Source organism: Rhizobium sp. N122 (assembly GCF_002211295.1).
Lineage (GTDB): Bacteria > Pseudomonadota > Alphaproteobacteria > Rhizobiales > Rhizobiaceae > Rhizobium.
Window position 1 is genome coordinate 133,033 of the sequence record NZ_LOKU01000008.1, and the last position, 18,739, is coordinate 151,771.

18 protein-coding genes, 1 tRNA gene and 1 pseudogene are annotated in these 18,739 nt (G+C 61.5%); 11 read left to right on the forward strand and 9 right to left on the reverse strand.

The features are described from left to right. The first annotated feature begins 38 nt into the window (after window positions 1-38). The 4 genes from secDF (at window position 39) to ATY75_RS08010 (ending at window position 4,371) form a co-directional block, all read left to right on the forward strand. A complete protein-coding gene (secDF, locus tag ATY75_RS07995; protein ID WP_088937110.1) occupies window positions 39-2,579 on the forward strand; it encodes a protein translocase subunit SecDF in 2,541 nt (846 codons plus the stop codon). Window positions 2,580-2,583: 4 nt separating this feature from the next. Continuing rightward, window positions 2,584-2,970, forward strand: a complete 387-nt coding sequence (locus ATY75_RS08000; RefSeq protein WP_088937111.1) for an Mth938-like domain-containing protein — start codon at window positions 2,584-2,586, stop codon at window positions 2,968-2,970. A 2-nt stretch (window positions 2,971-2,972) separates the two neighbouring features. Next, the gene (locus tag ATY75_RS08005; protein ID WP_088937112.1) at window positions 2,973-3,830 is read left to right on the forward strand and encodes a phytoene/squalene synthase family protein; all 858 of its coding nucleotides are present in this window, start codon (window positions 2,973-2,975) and stop codon (window positions 3,828-3,830) included. Between the two features lie 73 nt (window positions 3,831-3,903). Further along, window positions 3,904-4,371 carry a hypothetical protein gene (locus ATY75_RS08010; protein ID WP_088937113.1) on the forward strand — a complete coding sequence of 156 codons (468 nt, stop codon included), beginning with the start codon at window positions 3,904-3,906 and terminating at the stop codon, window positions 4,369-4,371. 15 nt (window positions 4,372-4,386) lie between these two features. Here ATY75_RS08010 and trmFO read toward each other — a convergent pair whose 3' ends face one another. The 3 genes from trmFO to ATY75_RS08025 all read right to left on the reverse strand — a co-directional run bounded on the left by trmFO (window position 4,387) and on the right by ATY75_RS08025 (window position 6,528). Next, window positions 4,387-5,820, reverse strand: a complete 1,434-nt coding sequence (trmFO, locus tag ATY75_RS08015; RefSeq protein ID WP_088937114.1) for a methylenetetrahydrofolate--tRNA-(uracil(54)-C(5))-methyltransferase (FADH(2)-oxidizing) TrmFO — start codon at window positions 5,818-5,820, stop codon at window positions 4,387-4,389. 121 nt (window positions 5,821-5,941) lie between these two features. After that, complete coding sequence (locus ATY75_RS08020) at window positions 5,942-6,085, reverse strand: DUF1127 domain-containing protein (RefSeq protein ID WP_003573524.1); 144 nt, start codon at window positions 6,083-6,085, stop codon at window positions 5,942-5,944. 296 nt (window positions 6,086-6,381) lie between these two features. Next, window positions 6,382-6,528 (reverse strand): DUF1127 domain-containing protein, encoded by a 147-nt coding sequence (locus tag ATY75_RS08025; RefSeq protein WP_003586937.1) that lies wholly within the window; start codon window positions 6,526-6,528, stop codon window positions 6,382-6,384. A gap of 464 nt (window positions 6,529-6,992) precedes the next feature. Between ATY75_RS08025 and ATY75_RS35535 the strand changes: the two are divergent. The 6 genes and pseudogenes from ATY75_RS35535 to ATY75_RS08055 all read left to right on the forward strand — a co-directional run bounded on the left by ATY75_RS35535 (window position 6,993) and on the right by ATY75_RS08055 (window position 11,612). Beyond that, window positions 6,993-7,185 (forward strand): annotated as a pseudogene (locus ATY75_RS35535) (hypothetical protein). A gap of 210 nt (window positions 7,186-7,395) precedes the next feature. Beyond that, window positions 7,396-8,499 (forward strand): DUF2157 domain-containing protein, encoded by a 1,104-nt coding sequence (locus tag ATY75_RS08035; protein WP_088937115.1) that lies wholly within the window; start codon window positions 7,396-7,398, stop codon window positions 8,497-8,499. Continuing rightward, window positions 8,496-9,086 (forward strand): GDYXXLXY domain-containing protein, encoded by a 591-nt coding sequence (locus ATY75_RS08040; RefSeq protein ID WP_088937116.1) that lies wholly within the window; start codon window positions 8,496-8,498, stop codon window positions 9,084-9,086. The genes ATY75_RS08035 and ATY75_RS08040 overlap by 4 nt, the downstream gene beginning before the upstream one ends. 153 nt (window positions 9,087-9,239) lie before the next feature. Then, window positions 9,240-9,324: transfer RNA gene (locus tag ATY75_RS08045), tRNA-Leu, on the forward strand. 202 nt (window positions 9,325-9,526) lie between these two features. Further along, window positions 9,527-11,011, forward strand: coding sequence for a trigger factor (tig, locus tag ATY75_RS08050; RefSeq protein ID WP_088937117.1), 1,485 nt, complete (start codon window positions 9,527-9,529; stop codon window positions 11,009-11,011). A gap of 178 nt (window positions 11,012-11,189) precedes the next feature. Beyond that, window positions 11,190-11,612 carry a nuclear transport factor 2 family protein gene (locus ATY75_RS08055; RefSeq protein ID WP_088937118.1) on the forward strand — a complete coding sequence of 141 codons (423 nt, stop codon included), beginning with the start codon at window positions 11,190-11,192 and terminating at the stop codon, window positions 11,610-11,612. Between the two features lie 68 nt (window positions 11,613-11,680). On the opposite strand, the gene ATY75_RS08060 is transcribed toward ATY75_RS08055, so the two are convergent. The 6 genes from ATY75_RS08060 to map all read right to left on the reverse strand — a co-directional run bounded on the left by ATY75_RS08060 (window position 11,681) and on the right by map (window position 17,790). Continuing rightward, window positions 11,681-13,450 carry a radical SAM protein gene (locus tag ATY75_RS08060; protein WP_088937119.1) on the reverse strand — a complete coding sequence of 590 codons (1,770 nt, stop codon included), beginning with the start codon at window positions 13,448-13,450 and terminating at the stop codon, window positions 11,681-11,683. A 150-nt stretch (window positions 13,451-13,600) separates the two neighbouring features. Then, on the reverse strand, window positions 13,601-14,404 hold the full coding sequence (locus ATY75_RS08065) for an endonuclease/exonuclease/phosphatase family protein (RefSeq protein WP_088937120.1): 804 nt from the start codon (window positions 14,402-14,404) through the stop codon (window positions 13,601-13,603). Between the two features lie 61 nt (window positions 14,405-14,465). Beyond that, on the reverse strand, window positions 14,466-15,872 hold the full coding sequence (gene sthA, locus ATY75_RS08070) for a Si-specific NAD(P)(+) transhydrogenase (protein ID WP_088937121.1): 1,407 nt from the start codon (window positions 15,870-15,872) through the stop codon (window positions 14,466-14,468). A 97-nt stretch (window positions 15,873-15,969) separates the two neighbouring features. Beyond that, complete coding sequence (locus ATY75_RS08075) at window positions 15,970-16,089, reverse strand: DNA repair protein RadC (protein ID WP_245317546.1); 120 nt, start codon at window positions 16,087-16,089, stop codon at window positions 15,970-15,972. 29 nt (window positions 16,090-16,118) lie between these two features. Continuing rightward, window positions 16,119-16,946 (reverse strand): DNA repair protein RadC, encoded by an 828-nt coding sequence (gene radC, locus ATY75_RS08080; RefSeq protein WP_088937151.1) that lies wholly within the window; start codon window positions 16,944-16,946, stop codon window positions 16,119-16,121. Window positions 16,947-16,953: 7 nt separating this feature from the next. Next, window positions 16,954-17,790: a type I methionyl aminopeptidase gene (map, locus tag ATY75_RS08085; protein ID WP_088937123.1), complete on the reverse strand. Its 837-nt coding sequence runs from the start codon at window positions 17,788-17,790 to the stop codon at window positions 16,954-16,956. Between the two features lie 248 nt (window positions 17,791-18,038). On the opposite strand from map, the gene ATY75_RS08090 reads away from it, so the two are divergent. Next, a complete protein-coding gene (locus ATY75_RS08090; protein ID WP_088937124.1) occupies window positions 18,039-18,698 on the forward strand; it encodes a TetR/AcrR family transcriptional regulator in 660 nt (219 codons plus the stop codon). Window positions 18,699-18,739 lie beyond the last annotated feature (41 nt).

Consider the following 18,739-nt stretch of genomic DNA (forward strand, 5'->3'; position numbering starts at 1 on the left):
CGATAACTCAGCCGCCGGATCGGAAGATCGTCGAGAGAATGTTGCATTTTTCCCGCTGGAAAACACTTCTGATCTGGCTGGCCGCGTTTGCGGCCATCGTCATCGCTGCGCCCAATCTGCTGAGCGAGGCGCAGCGTTCCTCTCTGCCGGACTGGCTCCGGCACGACCGCGTGACGCTCGGTCTCGATCTGCAGGGCGGCTCGCACATCGTCCTGAAGGTCGAACGTTTCGATATCGTCAAGGACCGCCTGGAAGAGGCGGTCGCCAATGTGCGCAACGCGCTGCGCGGCGCCGGTATCCGCTATACCGGGCTGACCGGCAACGACCAGACAGTCACCGTCCGCATCACCGATCCGGCTGAAACCCAGAAGGCGGTCGATCTTCTGAAGCCTTTGACGGCGGCCGGCGGCCGCTCCGAACCCGGTGTCGCGCTGCAGCAGGGCGAAGAGGGGCAGCTATCGCTGCAGATTTCCGACGCCGGCATCACCGCCGATGTCGCCGCCGCCCGGACCCGGTCGCTCGATATCGTCAGCCGCCGCATCGCCGGATTCGGTAATCAGAATTTTCTCGTTCGCCCCGACGGCGTTGACCGGATCGTCGTCCAGGTGCTGGGATCGGTCGATGCTGAGCGGCTGAAGAGCCTGCTGAACCAGCCGGCCAAGCTTTCCTTTCACCTGATCGACCCAAGCATGTCGGGGCAGGAGGCGTTGAACGGCCGCTGGCCGGCGACATCGCAAGTGCTCTATTCGCTTGACGATCCGCCGGTGCCCTATCTCGTCGACCGCACGGCTTTCGTCGCCGGCAGCAACATGGTCGATATCGAGCCTGTCGTCGATCCGCAGACTCAGGATCGCTCGATTGCCTACCGTCTCGATGCCGAAGGCACGCGGCGGCTGGCTGAGGTGACGGGGCAGAATATCGGCAAGCACCTCGCCATCGTCTTCGACGACCAGGTGATGTCGTCACCGGTTATCGATGCGGCGATCACCGGCGGCGAGGGCACGATTTCGGCGAATTTCTCCGAAGACGGCGTTCGCGACCTTGCGATCATGCTTCGCGCCGGCGCCTTGCCGGCGACGCTGACGAGTGTCGAGGAACGTAGCGTCAGCCCGAGATTCGGCGCCGACTCCATCTTCTCCGGCCTCATTGCCGGTCTCGTCGCCGTCGTGCTGGTCGCCGCACTGATGATCGCACTTTACCGCATTCTCGGTGTCATCGCCGTCGTCTCGCTCGTCTTCAACCTGATCTTCATCGTCGCGGTGCTCAGCCTTGCCGGCGCGACGCTCACCTTGCCCGGGATTGCCGGCATCGTGCTCATCGTCGGCATGGCGGTCGACTCGAACGTGCTGATCTACGAGCGCATCCGTGAGGAGGAGAAAACCGCCCATTCCTTTACGGAGGCCGTCGACCGCGGTTTCTCGCGCGCCTTCGCAACGATCGTCGATGCAAATGTGACGATCTTCATCGCCGCCATCATCCTCTTTTTCCTCGGCAGCGAATCCATCCGCGGTTTCGCGGTGACACTGGCGGTCGGTATCCTGACAACCGTCTTCACGGCGTTCACGTTGACGCGCTCGATCGTTGCCGTCTGGCTGGAAGGGCGCCATCCCCGGCATCTGCCGAAGAGCGTTCTGACCCATCTATTCGAACACGCCAACATCCGTTTCATGGGGATCCGCCGTTACGTCTTTACCGCGTCGGCGATCATCTCGCTGATCGCCATGGCGGCCTTTGCCACCGCCGGCCTGCGTCTCGGCATCGATTTCACCGGCGGCTCGCTCATCGAGGTGACGGCGAAACAGGGCAATGCCGACCTCGCCGATATTCAATCCCGCCTCAACGATCTCAACCTCGGCGAGGTCGGCGTCGAGCGCGCCGGCGGACCGTCGAATGCCCGCATCCGCATCGCCTCCCAGGGCGGCGGCGAGAATGCCGAGCAGTCGGCGGCGACGTTGGTGCGGGGCGAACTTGAAGGGGATTATGATTTTCGCCGCGTCGAGGTCGTCGGTCCCGCCATCTCCGGCGAATTGACGATGATGGCAACGCTCGGCGTGCTGGCTGCTCTGGCGGCGATCCTGATCTACATCTGGATCCGTTTCGAATGGCAGTTTGCGGTCGGCGCCATCGTCGCGACGCTGCACGACGTCGTCATTCTGCTCGGCCTCTTCGTCCTCACCGGCATGGAATTCAACCTGACGAGCGTCGCCGTCGTGCTGACCGTTGTCGGTTATTCCCTGAACGACACGGTGGTGGTCTATGACCGGATGCGCGAGAATCTGAAGCGATACCGGAAGATGCCGCTGCCCATCCTGATCGATGCCTCGATCAACCAGACGCTGTCGCGCACCATCCTGACCGCGGCGACAACGTTGCTCGCCTTGTTCGCGCTCTATATTTTCGGGGGCGAGGTTATCCGCTCCTTCACCTTTACGATGCTCTTCGGCGTCGCCCTCGGCACCTTCTCTTCGATCTATATCGCCGCTCCTGTGCTGATCGTCTTCCGGCTGCGGCCGGAGAGCCCCGACGGGGAAGAGAGCAACAAAACGGATGCTGGTGTAAAATCCGGCACGGTGGTTTGAAAACATGGCAAAAGGCATAGAAATCCGCGCCGCCCATTTCCCCGGGCGCGCGCCGATCGATACTTACGGCAATGGCGGTTTCCGCTTTGCCGACATGTCGCATCGCGGCTCGATCCTTTGCCTTCCCTCCGGCATTCACGGCTGGGACATGGATATGTCGAAACCGCTATCGCCCGAAAATTTCCGTCGCGTGCTTGAAGAGGCTGATGATATCGAGGTTCTGCTTGTCGGCACCGGACCCGAGCTTCGCCGGCTGCCGGAGGAATTGAAGCAGGCGCTGAAATCGCGCGGCATCGCCTCTGATCCGATGAGCACAGGTGCAGCGGTACGCACCTTCAATATCATGCTTGCCGAGCAGCGCGCCGTCGCCGCGGCACTGATCGCGGTCTGACGATGAGTGAAGCGAAGACGGCGACGAACCAGGAGATCTGCCTGGCGATGCTGCGTGACAACGATCGCGACCGCTACCTTGCCTGCCTGCTGTCGCCGGAGGAAAAGCGCGGCGCGCTTGCAGCCCTATACGCCTTCAATGCCGAGCTTGCCCGCATCCGTGATCTTGTGCACGAACCGTTGCCCGGCGAGGTGCGGCTGCAATACTGGCGCGACCTGCTGGAAGGCAGCGCCCATGGATCGACGGCGGCCAACCCGGTCGCTGCAGCGCTTTTGACGGCGATCGAAACGCACCGCCTGCCGCGCCAGACGTTGATCGACATGATCGAGGCCCGCACCTTCGATCTCTATGACGATCCGATGGAAACGCGTCTTTCGCTCGAAGGTTATGCCGGCGAGACGGCATCGGCGCTGATCCAGCTTGCAAGCCTCGTGCTGTCGCCTGAAGAGGCTGCAAGATCGGCGAACGCGGCCGGTCATGCCGGAGTGGCCCAGGCGGTCGCCGGCCTGTTGCTGCTGATGCCGCTGCATCGCCGCCGCGGCCAGGTCTATATTCCGCTGCAGATCCTTACCGCCACCGGTCTTGACCGCGATACCTTCCTGGCCGGTGAGGACAGGCCGCGCATCTCAGCCGCCATCGAGGCCTTCGCCGGCCTCGGCCGTGAACATCTGGCAAGGGCGAGAGGGGCAGGCCCGATCGCGTCGGCGGTTTTTCCAGCCTTCCTGCCGGCGACCCTGGCGCAACCGGTGCTCGTCAAGGCGCAGAAGCATGGCGCGCTCCTGTTCGACCGGCCGCTGCAGCCGCCGCAATGGCGCCGCCAGCTCAGCATGGCGCTCTCGGCCGTCCGCAGAAAAATCTGACGACCGGTCAAACTCGCGCAAGTCTCACGCGTTACAAGGCTTGAACCGCTACTGCTTTGATCGGAGACTCGGCGTGGGCATTATCGTCTGGTGCGTTCTTTTCGCCATCGTCATCTTCTTTGCCTTCGTGGCAACGCGCATGGCCGCGCAAAACAAGGAAGACGGCCTGCATGACACCGGCCTCGCCATCATCGAGTTCGGCCGTGCCTTTCCGAACGAGGCGATCCGCCAGTTGCAGGCGACTGAGAACGGCCAAGCCATTTTTGTGCGCCTGCACGACAACAAGGCCGGCTTCATGCGGAACATGTCGCGCCACTTCGCCTGCCATCTGATCGAGCCGGGCCGCGTGCGCGTCGTCAGCTCGCAAACGGGCAGGGGCCTGGTGATCGATTTCCTCGATGCGCCCCATCACAACGGCGATTTCGAATTCGCTTCCGCCAAGGAGTCCTCGGAGGTCGCGCTCTGGTTGCTCGGCAACTACGTTGCCGAGCCGGATAAGGACCTGCCGTCGGGCACTATTGCGGCGGCGAACAAGCAGTAGATCAGAAGCGACCGATCAGGCGCTTTCGGCAAATGGCGAAGTCTGGCCGAGCCAGGCGGCGCAGTCTGCAAGGGCGCGCTTCGCGATCAGCTGTCGTTTCATGATCGTCTTGTCCTTGCCGCGGAAACGCTTGACGCCCTCGGGCTTGACGATCGAACCGGGCTGGAGCTCCGGAAACAGCCCGAAATTGATGTTCATCGGCTGGAACGAGCGTTTGCCCGGCTCCTCGTCGGTGACGATATGCCCGCCGGTGATATGACCGAGCAGCGCGCCCAGCGCCGTTGTCGCCGGCGGCAGCGAGATCGCTTCTCCCTTGCGTTCGGCGGCGGCGAAACGGCCGGCCATCAGCCCGACGCTGGCGCTTTCCACATAACCCTCGCAACCGGTGATCTGGCCGGCAAAACGCAGGCCGGGCCGCGATTTCAGTGTCAGCGACGGGTCGAGCAGGGTGGGGGAGTTGATATATGTGTTGCGGTGCAGGCCGCCGAGACGGGCAAATTCCGCATTCTCCAGCCCCGGGATCATCCGGAAGATTTCCGCCTGCGCGCCATATTTCAGCTTCGTCTGGAAGCCGACCATGTTGTAGAGCGTGCCGAGCGCATTGTCCTGGCGCAGCTGCACGACGGCATAGGCCTTGACCGTCGGGTTATGCGCGTTGGTCAGCCCCATCGGCTTCATCGGCCCGTGCCGCAGCGTCTCGCGGCCGCGTTCGGCCATGACCTCGATCGGCAGGCAGCCGTCAAAATAAGGCGTGCCCTCCCATTCCTTGAAACCGACCGCGTCACCCGAAATCAGCGCATCGACGAAGGCATTGTACTGCGCCTCGTCCATCGGGCAATTGATATAGTCCTTCCCGGTGCCGCCGGGGCCGACCTTGTCGTAGCGCGACTGATACCAGCAGATATCCATATCGATGCTTTCGCGGTAAACGATCGGCGCGATCGCGTCGAAGAAGGCGAGCGAATCCTTGCCGGTTTCCGCCTGGATGGCGCTTGCGAGCGACGGCGCCGTCAGCGGCCCGGTGGCGACGATGGCAAGATCCCAGTCAGCAGGCGGCAGGCCGGTAATTTCCTCGCGCACGACCGTGATGAGCGGGTGGTCATGGATTGCCTTGGTGACCGCGTCGGAGAAGCCGTCGCGATCGACGGCGAGCGCGCCACCGGCCGGGACCTGGTGCCGATCGGCAGTGGCCATGATCAGCGAGCCGGCCATGCGCATCTCGGCATGGATGACGCCGACGGCATTGCTGGTCGCATCGTCGGAGCGGAAGGAGTTGGAGCAGACCAGTTCGGCAAGGCCGTCGGTTTTATGTGCATCCGTGCCGCGCACCCCGCGCATTTCATGCAGGATGACGGGGACGCCGGAACTGGCGATCTGCCAGGCGGCCTCCGAGCCGGCAAGCCCGCCGCCGACGACGTGGATGGGGGAATAGGAAGAGATCGTGTTCATCCCGGGCTGATATCATGTCGGCAGGTGCGATCCAACACCCCGGAATCAAAAACGGCGCCCTACGGCGCCGTCTTGAGAGCATCGCGCTCGCCGTTAGCGGGCCGTCATCGACGGCCGGCTATTAGCGGAAAGAGCGGGATGCGATATTGCGGATGTCGTAACGGCTGACGCCGATATCGGACAGGGTCTGGTTCGAAAGGCCGCCGAGTTCGTTGAGCGTACGGCGGTAGCTGAGCCAGCTTTTTGCAATGCGGATCGGGTTCATTGTCTTTTCCTCAAACAAATGTCCGCTGGATGGCGGGATCGCCTATCTCTCTGCGGTTGATGTTTATATAGGCGAGAACCGTCTTATTGTGCAGTGCAAATAATTGGCGTCTGCCATGCAATTGTGCAATGTGATGCCCGCCAATTAAGCGGTGAATATTTTTTGAGCGGGCCAACGACCCGCAATAAACATGCAACCGCCGGGGCATGCGGGCAAAAGAAAACGCCCGCTGTGGGAACAGCGGGCGTTTCGACCGAGAGCGATCCTGCTTGGGAGGAGCAGCGGATCGCCTGGAATTAGCGGGCAGAAGCCTCACGGGCAACGCGATGGATGTCCGAACGGTCGATGCCGAGATCATGCAATTCGCGGTTGCTCATGCGGCCAAGTTCAGTGACCGTCTGACGATACTTGCGCCAATTATTGAAAGAGCGAGAGAAGTTCATGTTAAGCCCCTTTCCGAGGGTTTCATCCGCCAGCAGCCACCGATCGGCGCTGACCTCTATTTGATGACCGGAATATATGTTGCGGCGCGAAAGACTAAAACAGCCAAGTTTTCAGATCACCTATGCGATGTATGCAACGCTTCGGGGGTGCTTAACGCAGACTTGCCGTTTTTTGGTCAATGAATAGGCAGAATGACTCCGAGAAAAGCGATCTGGTTTGGCGCGCCGAACACGTGCCTTTTGCTAAAAATGCTGCTTACTCCGGCGGTTTTCCCGTGCAACGGCTTTTCTCGAGGCATTTCGCTTCGGATTAAACCCGCCTATTTGTCCGCAGTGTCGGCGGGGCGGTGTGACGGCTGAGCCGCACGACGCGCCACGCAACGGAAATCCTGGGGTCGCTCATGTTTTAATTGCGTTTTTGAACAATAAAAACGCCCGCCGGGGGAGGATCCGGCGGGCGCATTATGGTGACTGGCAACTGGGAGGAGGAGTGTTGCCAGCCTATCATAGCGCGCTGGGAGGAGGAGTGCGCGGCTACGAATATCGTCACGGACAAAGAGGTCCGAGGGCGTCCGGCAGAACCCGGGCCGGGGCGCCATCCCCGTGCTTGATGTCTCTTTAAATAGTATGACTAATGAATATTTTGCAGTGCAATAATTTCATGAGTGGTGTGCAAGTGGCGCATACCTCTCCGTCCATATGCTTAGATTAACGCTTCCGGCGTTAGCGGCCGGTTAATGCGCGATACAAGTTAGACCAGTGAGGAAGTTGTATTTTGTCGGAAGGGCGTTTGCGAAGCCCCATGCTGCGTCTATAACGGATGGGCCGCAGCGCCGCAGTAGGCATTGCGGAAACGAGGGGTGGAGCATGTATCGCGGCAGATTGGAGCGGGATCTTTCGCTCTGGGTGGGCAAGGGCCTGCTGGGGCAGGAAACGGCAACTGCGCTTCTCGCCGAATATGACAGCCGCCCGGCAAGCTTCAGTCTCGGCAGGGTGCTGATGGCGCTGGCGGGGCTGCTGCTGGCAGCGGCCATCCTGCTGGTCGTCGCCTCCAACTGGGAGGCCATCCCGCGCCTCGTGCGCGTCGGCGCCATCCTGGCCCTGATCTGGGTGGTGCACATCGCCGCCGCCCGGATGCTGGCCCGCGGTGCGGCCGCAGTGGCAAGCGGCCTGCTGATCATCGGCGCGATGAGTTTCGGCGGCGCCATCTCGCTGGTCGGGCAGATGTATCATCTCTCCGGCGACGAGCAGACGGTGATGTATCTCTGGTTCGCCATCGCGACCATCTCGGCGATCCTGTTCCGTTCGGGCGCGGTGGCCGTGGTCGCCGGCTTCCTCTCCTGGGCGTCCTTTGCCGTCTATCTCGAGAATTACGACAGCCATTGGATCGGGCTCGATCCCTGGATGGCGCCCGTCATGGCGGCGATCGTCATTGCCCTGGTGCGATATACCGGCGCCGAGCGGGCCCGCCATCTCTCCTATCTGCTGCTGATCGGCTGGCTTGCCTGGCTCTATACGCTTTATGAGGAGATCGCCGTGGCGCTGGCCTTCGCGCTCGGCGGCATGGCGGCCTTCGTCCTGACGGCGTTGCCGACCCGGCCTGTTGCCTCCCTGGTCAGGAGCGCCGGTGCGGCTCCGGCCTTCTACAGCTTCCTCGTCGCCGCCATCGGCTTCCTGCTGCTCCATATCGAGATCGAGGACGGCTGGCGGCTGGTGGTGCTCGGGGTGGCGACGCTTGGGGCTTCGGTGCTGGCGATCGCCCTGCATGGCAGGGACAACGGCGCGGTACGTTATCTCGCTTATACGACCTTTGCCGCCGAGATGCTTTATCTCGCCTCCGTGACCGTCGGTTCGATCCTCGGCACGTCGAGCCTCTTTCTCTTCTCCGGTCTCGTCGTCGCGCTGGTTGCGTGGATCGTCATTCGGCTCGAACGGCGCTTTTCGGCCGATGCACAGGGGGAGAGCGCATGAACTCGCTGATGGCAAGGCTGCAATCCGGCAAGGGCTATCTGCTTTCGGCAATCATCGTCGCCGGCCTGCAGACCGTGATCCTCGGCACGATCATCCAGAGCCGGGCATCGATCCTCGCCAACGGCGCCGAGGTATTGCTGAAAACGGCGCCCGTCGATCCGCGCGATTTCCTGCGCGGCGATTATGTCGTCATGAACTATGACATTTCCTCGGTGCCGGTGCAGACGGTCTCAGGCGGTATTCCGGCAGAGCCCGGCGAGCGCACGCTGTGGGTTCGGTTGAAGAAGCAGGACGATGGTTTCTGGACGGTGATCGAATCGTCCTTTCGCGAACTGCCGCCGCTGCCGGAAACCGTGATCCTGCGCAGCCAGCCATTTTACAGTGGCGGACTTGCCGCTGGCGACAGCATCCGCGTCGAATACGGCATCGAGCGCTATTATGTTCCCGAAGGTCAGGGCAAGCCGATCGAGGAAGCCAGAAACGACGGCAATGTCGCCATTGCCGTGCGCGTCTCGCCGGCCGGCAGCGCGCAGATTCGCAGTCTGGTCGTCGACGGCAAGCCGGTTTACGACGAGCCGCTCTACTGATGCGGCGGCTGCTCGCAAGAGGGCGGCTTGCGGGCCGCAAATCCCCTGTCATTTGCCGTTCATTTTTCCTTTGCCTCGACCAAATCGGGTGATATAGAGACGCCGCGCTCCGGAAGGCCTCATGCGCAGGCATAGGCATGCGGTTCTGTGGACGCGGGTATGGTGAAATTGGTAGACACGCCAGATTTAGGTTCTGGTGCCGCAAGGCGTGGGAGTTCAAGTCTCTCTACCCGCACCAGGCTGTTTGCAGGGGGAGACTAAGAACTTAGTTGTCCCCGAATGACGAAGGTTGTTCCGAATACTCGGAAGTGAGTGCCGTTCCCCTTTTGGCGGAATGATACAGGAATTGGGAAAAGCCACGCGCGGCACGCTGCCGGCGTCGTGCTCATCGAAACGAACGGCGTCTGGGCACGGCCGCCAGGACATGAAGGTAGGAAGACATGCAGGTTATCGAAACGCTCGCTGAAGGGCTGAAGCGCGAAATCAAGGTCGTTATCCCGGCCAAGGACATGCAGGACAAGATGGATCAGCGTCTTGCCGATGTGAAGGACAAGGTTCGCATCAACGGCTTCCGTCCGGGCAAGGTACCCGCTGCTCACCTGAAGAAGGTCTATGGCAAGTCGATCATGGCCGAGCTCGTCAACGAGATCGTCCGCGAGCAGCCGGCCGCCATCCTGTCCAGCCGCGGCGAGAAGTCGGCCACGCAGCCGGAAATCGCCATGACCGAGGACAAGGACGAAGCCGACAAGATCCTCGCCGCCGAGCAGGATTTCGAATTCACGCTCTCCTATGAAGTGCTGCCGCCGATCGAACTGAAGTCGGTCAAGGGCATCAAGGTCACCCGCGAAGTCATCGACATCGCCGAAGACGAAGTCACCGAGCAGGTCCTGAAGGTTGCCGAAAGCGCCCGCGCTTACGAGACCAAGACCGGCAAGGCCGCTGACGGCGACCGCATCACCATGGATTATGTCGGTAAGGTCGATGGCGAAGCCTTCGAAGGCGGCACCGACCAGGGCGCCGAACTGGTGCTCGGCTCCGGCCGCTTCATCCCGGGCTTCGAAGACCAGCTCGTCGGCGTCAAGGCCGGCCAGGAGAAGACCATCACCGTGACCTTCCCGGCCGATTATCCGGCCAAGAACCTCGCCGGCAAGGAAGCCACCTTCGACGTATCGGTCAAGGATGTTGCAGCGCCTGGCAAGGTCGAGATCAACGACGAACTCGCCTCCAAGCTCGGCATCGAATCCGCCGATCGCCTGAAGGAAATCGTCCGCGGCCAGATCGAATCGCAGTACGGCTCGCTGACCCGCCAGAAGCTGAAGCGTCAGATCCTCGACCAGCTCGACGAGATGTACAAGTTCGAGACCCCGGCCTCGCTGGTCGATGCCGAATATAACGGCATCTGGAACCAGGTGAACAACGACCTCGCCCAGTCCGGCAAGACCTTCGAAGACGAAGACACCACCGAAGAGAAGGCACGTGAGGAATACAAGACGCTCGCCGAGCGTCGCGTCCGCCTCGGCCTCGTTCTCTCCGAAATCGGCGAAAAGGCCGGCGTCGAAGTCACCGAAGACGAGATGCAGCGCGCCATCTACGATCAGCTGCGCCAGTATCCGGGCCAGGAAAAGCAGATCCTCGAATTCTTCCGCAGCCAGCCGGGTGCGGCCGCTTCGATCCGCGCGCCGATCTTCGAAGAGAAGGTCATCGATCACCTGCTGACCGAAATCGACGTCACCGACAAGAAGGTGACCAAGGAAGAACTGCTCGCCGAGGAAGAAGGCGAAGCGAAAGCCGAGACCAAGAAGGCCGCCCCGAAGAAGAAGGCTGCCGCCAAGGCCGAAGCTGCCGACGCCGGTGAAGGCGAAGAAGCCGCTCCGAAGAAGAAGGCTGCTCCGAAGAAGAAGGCAGCTGACGAAAGCGCCGAATAATCGCTTCTCAGTTCTGAACTCTGCAAGGCCCCGCCATCGTGCGGGGCCTTTTGCTGTCTCCAGGGCAGTTCACTTTCAAGCGGCTTCTCCGTTATGAAGTGGTATCAACCGCAACAACAAAGAGTTGCATTGACGTATAATTCGATGCAGATTTGCTGATGGGCGGAGGGACCTGAAAATGACTGCAAAGAACGACATGAAAAAGCTGGTTGAGGATATCTATGCCGTGCGTGGCCGCGGCGATATCGAGGGCACGCTGGCGCTGATCGGGGAGGATTGCACCTTTCGGATGGCCGGAAATGCGCGGTTGGCGCCTCTTTCGACTGAATCCGACGGGCCGGCCTTTCGCCAGGTGATAGAGCAGCTCATCACCGTTTGGGATCTATCCAAGATCAAGACAACCGGCATTTATGTGGACGAGGATGAGCATATGGTCTTCGCCCATCGCGAAGGCGAGGTCAGGCACATCCCATCGGGCGTGAGCTTCCATACGGAATTCGTCGACAAGATCCATTTCAGGGATGGGAAACCGGTCAAGATCGTCGAATTCGTCGATACGCTGCAAGTGGCTGAGATAACCCAGATCATCCAGGTCGCTTAAACTCGGCGCCGCCAAAGCGTATCGCATCAAACGTGATTCGTGCGACGCGCTTCAGCGGAAATTGCAGCTCAATGCCGGGTCAGCTCCGCGACTTTCCTGACATGGCTGACGGCAGCCGTACCGCCCGATGTTTTGGTGAAGAGGCTGAGTGTCTCTTCCTCATCGTCGGCGACCGGCGTCAGGGCCTGATCCATATAGGTCTTCGACTTGGCTTCCCTTGAAATCAGGAATGCCGAAATCGTCAGGCCGATGATGGTGCCGGCGAGCGAAGCATGTTTTCTGAAGGTTTCCCAGGCAAAGCGCGGCCAGAAGATCAGCGAACTTTCGCGCGGCAGTTCCGGGCGCCGCTCGGCCGGCGTCTTCAGGCGCAAGAGGCCGCTTTGCAGCGGATGCACGTTTTCCAGCGGCACGGTGGTCGCGAAGGAGACTAGGACTTTGACGAGCCTTGCGAGCGGAACGCCGGTCGCCACAGCGCGGCGCAGCAGGGTCTTCATGTGCTTGGGCGAGTAATAAAGCGCCCAGGCCTCGTGATAGATGTCTTCCCACTCCTGCTTACTCATCTTCGGGTGGGCGGTGCAGACGTGCTCGACATCGTAAATGTTGAGATCGCCGTCCATCTCGACGTCCTTCTTCCACAGGACCTGATGGTCCTCGGAACCGGGCAGAGGCGTCAGGATGAAGAATTCGATGACGTCGAGCGGCAGCTCTTCCTGGATGATCGCGATATCGCGGCGGATCGATTCCGGCGTGTCGGCGGGGAAGCCCAGGATATAACCGGCGAGCGTCATGATGCCTTGCGCCTTCCAGGCGAGCAGCATCTTGCGGTATTCGGTGATCTTGTTCTGGTTTTTCTTGGCCGCGGTCAGATTGTCCGGATTGACGTTTTCCAGGCCGATGAAGACGCGGGTGACGCCGGCGCGCCGCGACTTCTCGATGAAATTCGGGATCTTGTGGCAGAGCGTGTCGACCTGGATCATCAGGCCGAGCGGAATGCCGTCCCGCTCCTTGAGCTCGATCAGCCGGTCGAAGATCGCTTCCCAATCCTTGTTGCGGGCGAAGTTGTCGTCGGTGATGAAGAATTTGTGGATCCCCTGCGCCCAGTTCATCCGCACCAGCTTTTCGACGTCGTCGGCCGAGCGGAAGCGCGACTTGCGTCCCTGCACGTTGATGATGGTGCAGAACGAGCATTGGTAGGGACAGCCGCGTCCGGCGTCGAAGCTGGTGCTGAGCCCGAGCGTTCGCTGAATATTGTCCTTCGGCAGGAAGGGAACCGGCGTGCCGCCGATGCCGGGAAGGTCGTTCATGAAATTGTAGAGTGGCTTCAGCTCGCCGCTCGCGGCATCGCGCAGCACCATCTCCAGCCGGCCTTCGGCTTCGCCGGCAAACATCGAGATGCCCATGTCGCGGCAGGCTTCGAGCCCGACCGCCTTGCCATCCAGCATCGACAGGCAGCCGGAAACATGGAAGCCGCCGATGGAGACCGGCAGGCCGGCATCGCGGAAGGGCCGGGCGATATCGAGCGCGCGCGGATACTGGTTGGTCTGGACGCCGACGAGTGCGATCATGCCGAAATTGTCGTGGCGCTTGAACTGTGCGAGCAGTCCGGCGAAGTCGATCCGCGTGTTGGTCTCGTCGATCACGGTGATGTCGATTGCCGTGTCGGGCCCGAGCACCTTGCGCTCGGCGCATTCGGCGGCGATGCCATAGAGAGCCGCAAGCGAATTGGAAGGAATCATCGCCCGCCACCAGCGGATGACATAGCCGTCGTCGTCATAATGCGACGGCTTGATCAGGATCAGCTGAAAACGTCGGCGGGCAGCTTCCAAGACATGGGACAAGAGGATCTATCTTTCTTCAGAAGCTTTTGCCGGCGGCAAAATGGAGTTGAAGGCATCTATCGGACGTATCAATGCGATTCAGGAGGTCAAACTAAGGCGTAAAAAACGGCGATGCACGCAAAACGCTATGCACGGCAATTCCTCAATATACTACCCGATATCGAGCAGCAATGCGCGGTGGTCGGAGACCTCGGGCGCCTCGACCACCTCGAATTTGGCAATTTTTACCCCCGGTGTCACCAGCATGTAATCGGCAAAGCGGCCCTGCTTCAGATAGTAGGAGGTTCGCGTGTCTACAAGGCCGTTTCCGGTGACGAGATCGGAAAGCCCCAATCTGGCGAGAATCGGAAAGGTCGCGCTGTCGGGTAAGATGTTGAAATCGCCGCAGACGACGAGCCCCTCGTTGCCGGGCCAGACGCGCTCGATGAGCGCGACCAGCGCTGCGGCCTGTTCTTCGCGGGCCGGCGTGTCGCCCTTGCCGGCGGGATCCCGGAGGCCATGCATGTGGGCGATGGTCAGGCTGGAAGCATGCTTATGGCTGAAGATGCGGATGCAATGGGCGTTCCGTGGCCGCGGATGTTCGCCCCAGCCATTGGCGGAAAAACCGCCATGCACGAAGTCCAGGCCCTGGGCGATGACCGAATGCGATTTGCGCACGAAGGTCGCCAGCCCGAATTCGGCGGCTATGGCGGTCCCGCCGTTAAACAGCTCGCCTCTCGATGTCGGGCAGAAGAAGCCGTCGTGGCTAGGCAGGGCGGCGCCGATCTCTGCAAACAGATTGGCGCGCTGTGGCAGTTCCAGCTCCCCATCCCGATAGATCGACCATCCCTCATCCGCCCCCGGCGCCCGCAACACCTCCTGCAGGCACAGGACATCCGCATCGGCCTGTCTGACATAGTCGATCATGGCCTCGTGCAGCCTGCCGCCCCAGGCGTTCAGCGAAATGATGCGCAATAGCGTTCGGCTCCGTTTTGACGGCCGGATCTAGACGAAGCCCGCCGCCTATGAGACGCCCTCAGAGTTCCGACTTGATGTCGCCCATCCGGTTCCAGGCATCGAGGCCGGCGATCTTGTAGGCTTCGGCAAGCGTCGGATAGTTGAAGGTGTTTTCGACGAAATACTCGACCGTGCCTTTGAGGTTGAGCACCGCCTGGCCGATATGCACCAGCTCGGTGGCGCCTTCGCCGACGATATGCACGCCGAGCAGTCGCCGCGTTTTCAGCGAGAAGATCAGCTTCAGAAGTCCGGTGTCGAGGCCCATGATATGACCGCGCGAGGTCTCGCGGAAGCGGGCGATGCCGCATTCATAGGGAATGCCGCGCTCCTTCATCTCTTCTTCGGTCAGGCCGCAGGTGGAAATTTCCGGCACGGCATAGATCCCATAGGGGAAATATTTCGGCGGCTCCTTGGCGACCGCGCCGATCGCCACGCGGGCGGCGATGCGGCCCTGTTCCATCGACGTCGAGGCAAGGCTCGGAAAGCCGACGACGTCGCCGGCGGCATAGACGTTGGCAACCGATGTCTGGAAGGTTTCCGGGTTGACCTTGAGGCGCCCGCGGCTATCGGCTTCCAGCCCGATGGCCGGCAGGTTCAGCGCGTCGGTCGCCCCCATGCGGCCGGCGGCGAACAGCACCATGTCGGTCGTCAGGCGCCGGCCGCTGTCGAGCGTCAGCTCGACCTTGCCGTCTGCGAGCGTCTCCACCTTATCGGCCTTCTGGCCGAGCAGCAGCTTCATGTTGCGGTCGCGCAGCTGGTAGGTGAAGTCCTCGACGATTTCTTTGTCGATGAAGTCGAGCATCGTGGCCTTCGGGTCGATGACGGTGACGGCCGTGTCGAGCGCGCTGAAGATCGTTGCATATTCGATGCCGATGACGCCGGCGCCGATGACGACCATCGAGCGCGGCAGCTCCTGGATATCGAGCAGCTCGTCGCTGTCGAGAACGGTCTTGCCGTCGAAGGGGATATAATCCGGGCGGAACGGCTTCGTGCCGACGGCAAGCAGCACGCTGGCGGCGGTAACCTGGGTGATCTCGCCGTCATCCTTGATCACCTGCAGCGTCGACGCATTGATGAAGCTCGCCTTGCCGCGAATATGCTGCACGCGGTTGCGGGCAAACTGGTGTTCCAGCACCTCGACTTCGTGGTTGAGCGTAATCAGCAGGCGGCGGCGCAAATCATCTGCACTGATCTCTTCCTTGACGCGGTAAGACCGGCCGTAGAAACCGCGTTCGCGCCAGCCGGAAAGGTTGAGCGCGGTCTCGCGCAGCGTTTTGGAGGGGATGGTGCCGGTATGCACGGAAACGCCGCCGACGCGTTTGCCCTGCTCGATGACAAGCACTTTCTTGCCGAGTTTCGCAGCCTGGATGGCGCCGCGGCGCCCTGCGGGACCGCTCCCCACCACAACAAGATCGTACTGAAGCATTATCTGGCCCCGGATTGGAAAGGAATCATTGCGCCGCGAAATGTCGCCCCTTTATCGGTAACCGGTCAATGTTACAGATTGTTTTACGACCGCCGTTTCAGCCGGACCTGTGTTTTATCAGCGTCAGGCCCTTCAGGCCGACATCGCCGTTCTTGCCGATGATGATGTGGTCATGGACGATGATAGCAAGTGCATTCGCCGCGTCGATGATCACCATCGTCAAATCGATGTCAGCGCGCGACGGCTTCAGATCAGCTTCAGCCCCTTGAGGCTGACATGCCCGTCCTTGCCGATGATGATATGGTCGTGGACGGTGATGTCGAGCGCCTTGGCGGCATCGATGATCACCTTGGTCATGTCGATGTCGGCGCGCGATGGCGTGGGATCGCCGGAGGGGTGGTTGTGGACGAGGATCATCGCCGTCGCCGAAAGCTCGAGCGCCCGTTTGACCACCTCGCGCGGATAGACCGGCGTATGGTCGACCGTGCCGCGGCCCTGGACCTCATCGGCGATCAGCACGTTGCGCTTGTCGAGGAAGAGGATGCGGAATTGTTCGCGCGTTTCATGGGCCATGGCGGCATGGCAATACTCGATGACCGAGGACCATGAGGACAGAACCTGCTTGTTCCTGAGCTCGCTCTTCAGGGTCCGCTGCGCCACCGTCGAGATCAGCTTCAGGTCGAGCGCCACGGTCTCGCCGACACCCTTCACTTCCGTCAGCAGCGCCGCCGGCGCGCCGAAGACGCCGGAGAGCGAGCCGAAGCGTTCGATCAGCGCCTTGGCGATCGGCTTGGTGTCGCGCCGCGGGATCAGGCGGAAAAGCAGGAGCTCGAGGATTTCGTAGTCGGCAAGGGCGGTGTCGCCCTGCTCACGGAAGCGGTCACGCAGCCGTTCGCGATGGCCGTGATAATGCTCCTGGCCGGCGAGCGAGGCGGGCAGGGCGCTCTTGGCATGCGGCACGGACGGTTTTTGCGAGCGTCCGCCGAAGAACGACCGTTCGTCGGCGGCAACAGGCTCTTCAATCGCAAAAGGCAGCGCGTCGTCGGAAGATGTCGCAACAGGCCCCTTCGCCATCGCATCGTCACCCGGCAAACGATAGCAGGCCGGGGCGGTCGAGGCCACCGGGCGACAGGGTAAAGATCTCGCAGCCGTTAGAGGTGACGCCGACGGTGTGTTCATACTGCGCCGAAAGCGACCGGTCGCGGGTGACCGCCGTCCAGCCGTCGGCCAGCACCTTCACGTGCGGCCGGCCAAGATTGATCATCGGTTCGATGGTGAAGATCATGCCTTCGCGCAGTTCCGGCCCTTCGTTGGCGCGGCCGTAATGCAGGATATTCGGCGAATCGTGAAACAGCCGGCCGACGCCGTGGCCGCAGAAATCGCGCACCACCGAGCAGCGCTCGGCCTCGGCATAGGTCTGGATCGCCTCGCCGATCGCGCCGGTGCGGGCGCCGGGCCTGACGGCGGAAATGCCGCGCATCAGCGATTCATAGGTAACCTCGAGCAGTCGCTCGGCGGCGCGCTTGATCGTTCCCACAGGATACATCCGGCTCGAATCGCCGTGCCAGCCGTCGAGCACGAAGGTAACGTCGATATTGACGATATCGCCTTCACGCAGCGGCTTGTCGTTCGGAATGCCGTGGCAGACGACGTGGTTGATCGAGGTGCAGGTCGATTTGGTGTAGCCGCGATAGTTCAGCGTTGCCGGGTGGGCGCCGTGATCCATGCCGAAATCGAAGACGAACCGGTCGATGTCATCGGTCACCAGCCCCGGCTTGACGATGTCGGCCAGCGCATCGAGGCAGCGCGCCGTCAGCTGGCATGCCCTGCGCATGCCCTCGAATGCTTGCGCGTCGTAAAGCCGGATGGCGCCCGTATTCTTCGAGGGCGCGGAAGAGGCTTCGATATAGTTCACCATTGCAGGGCCTTAGCGGAGAATATTAGAATTGTTCATAATGCAGCTATGCCGGGTTCGTCCATCGGGATCAACAGTCGGGGCGAGATTTCTGAGCATGTCCGATCGCTCTTGCTTACAGTCTTCTGCATCCTTGCGTGGCCAAATCATCGGCCAAGGCGGAATATCCACAATCTTCCCAAGAGGATAGGATTGATTGCGTGAAACCTCCCCGCTACTCACCGATTGGTGACAGCGGGGAAGGGTCGTTCGTGCTTGATGAAGCGGTAAAACTTGAAAATTTGCCTGAGGCCGGCGGCGAGCCGGAGCGGCGCGTGCGCGATCGCAGCGCCACCGAGCGCGCCATCCTTGCCGCCGCCAAGGGACTGCTCGCAGAGGAGGGCTTCCAGAATTTCGGCATCAATGCGGTCGCCCGCCGCGCCGGTTGCGACAAGCAACTGATCTATCGTTATTACGGCGGTCTTGACGGTCTGGTCGAGGCGATCGGCGCCGATCTCGGCACTTGGGTGAAGGATCGCATTCCCGAAGATGCCGGCGGCATGTTCCTGCTCACCTATGGCGACCTGATGGAGCGGCTGTCGCTTCTCCTTCTCGACGCCCTGAGAAACGATCCGCTGATGCGCCGCATTCTCGCCTGGGAGATATCTGAGAACACCGAGCAGGTGAGGCGGCTTTCCGAAGCCCGTTCGAAGGCGCTCGCTCTCTGGCTGGAGCGCATGCGCGGTTCGCTGGCACCGCCGAAGGGCGTGGACGCGGCAGCCGTCAATGCCGTCATCATCGCCGCGATCCAGCACCTTGTGCTTGCCGCCGCAAGCGGCGGGCAGTGCGCCGGTCTGTCGTTGAAGACGCCGAAGGACTGGGAGAAGGCGGCGACGGCGCTGAAGCGCATCGTGCGCGGCGTCTACGGCTGATACCTGTCTTATCCACAGGGGGCGGCTGCGGCGTTAACCTT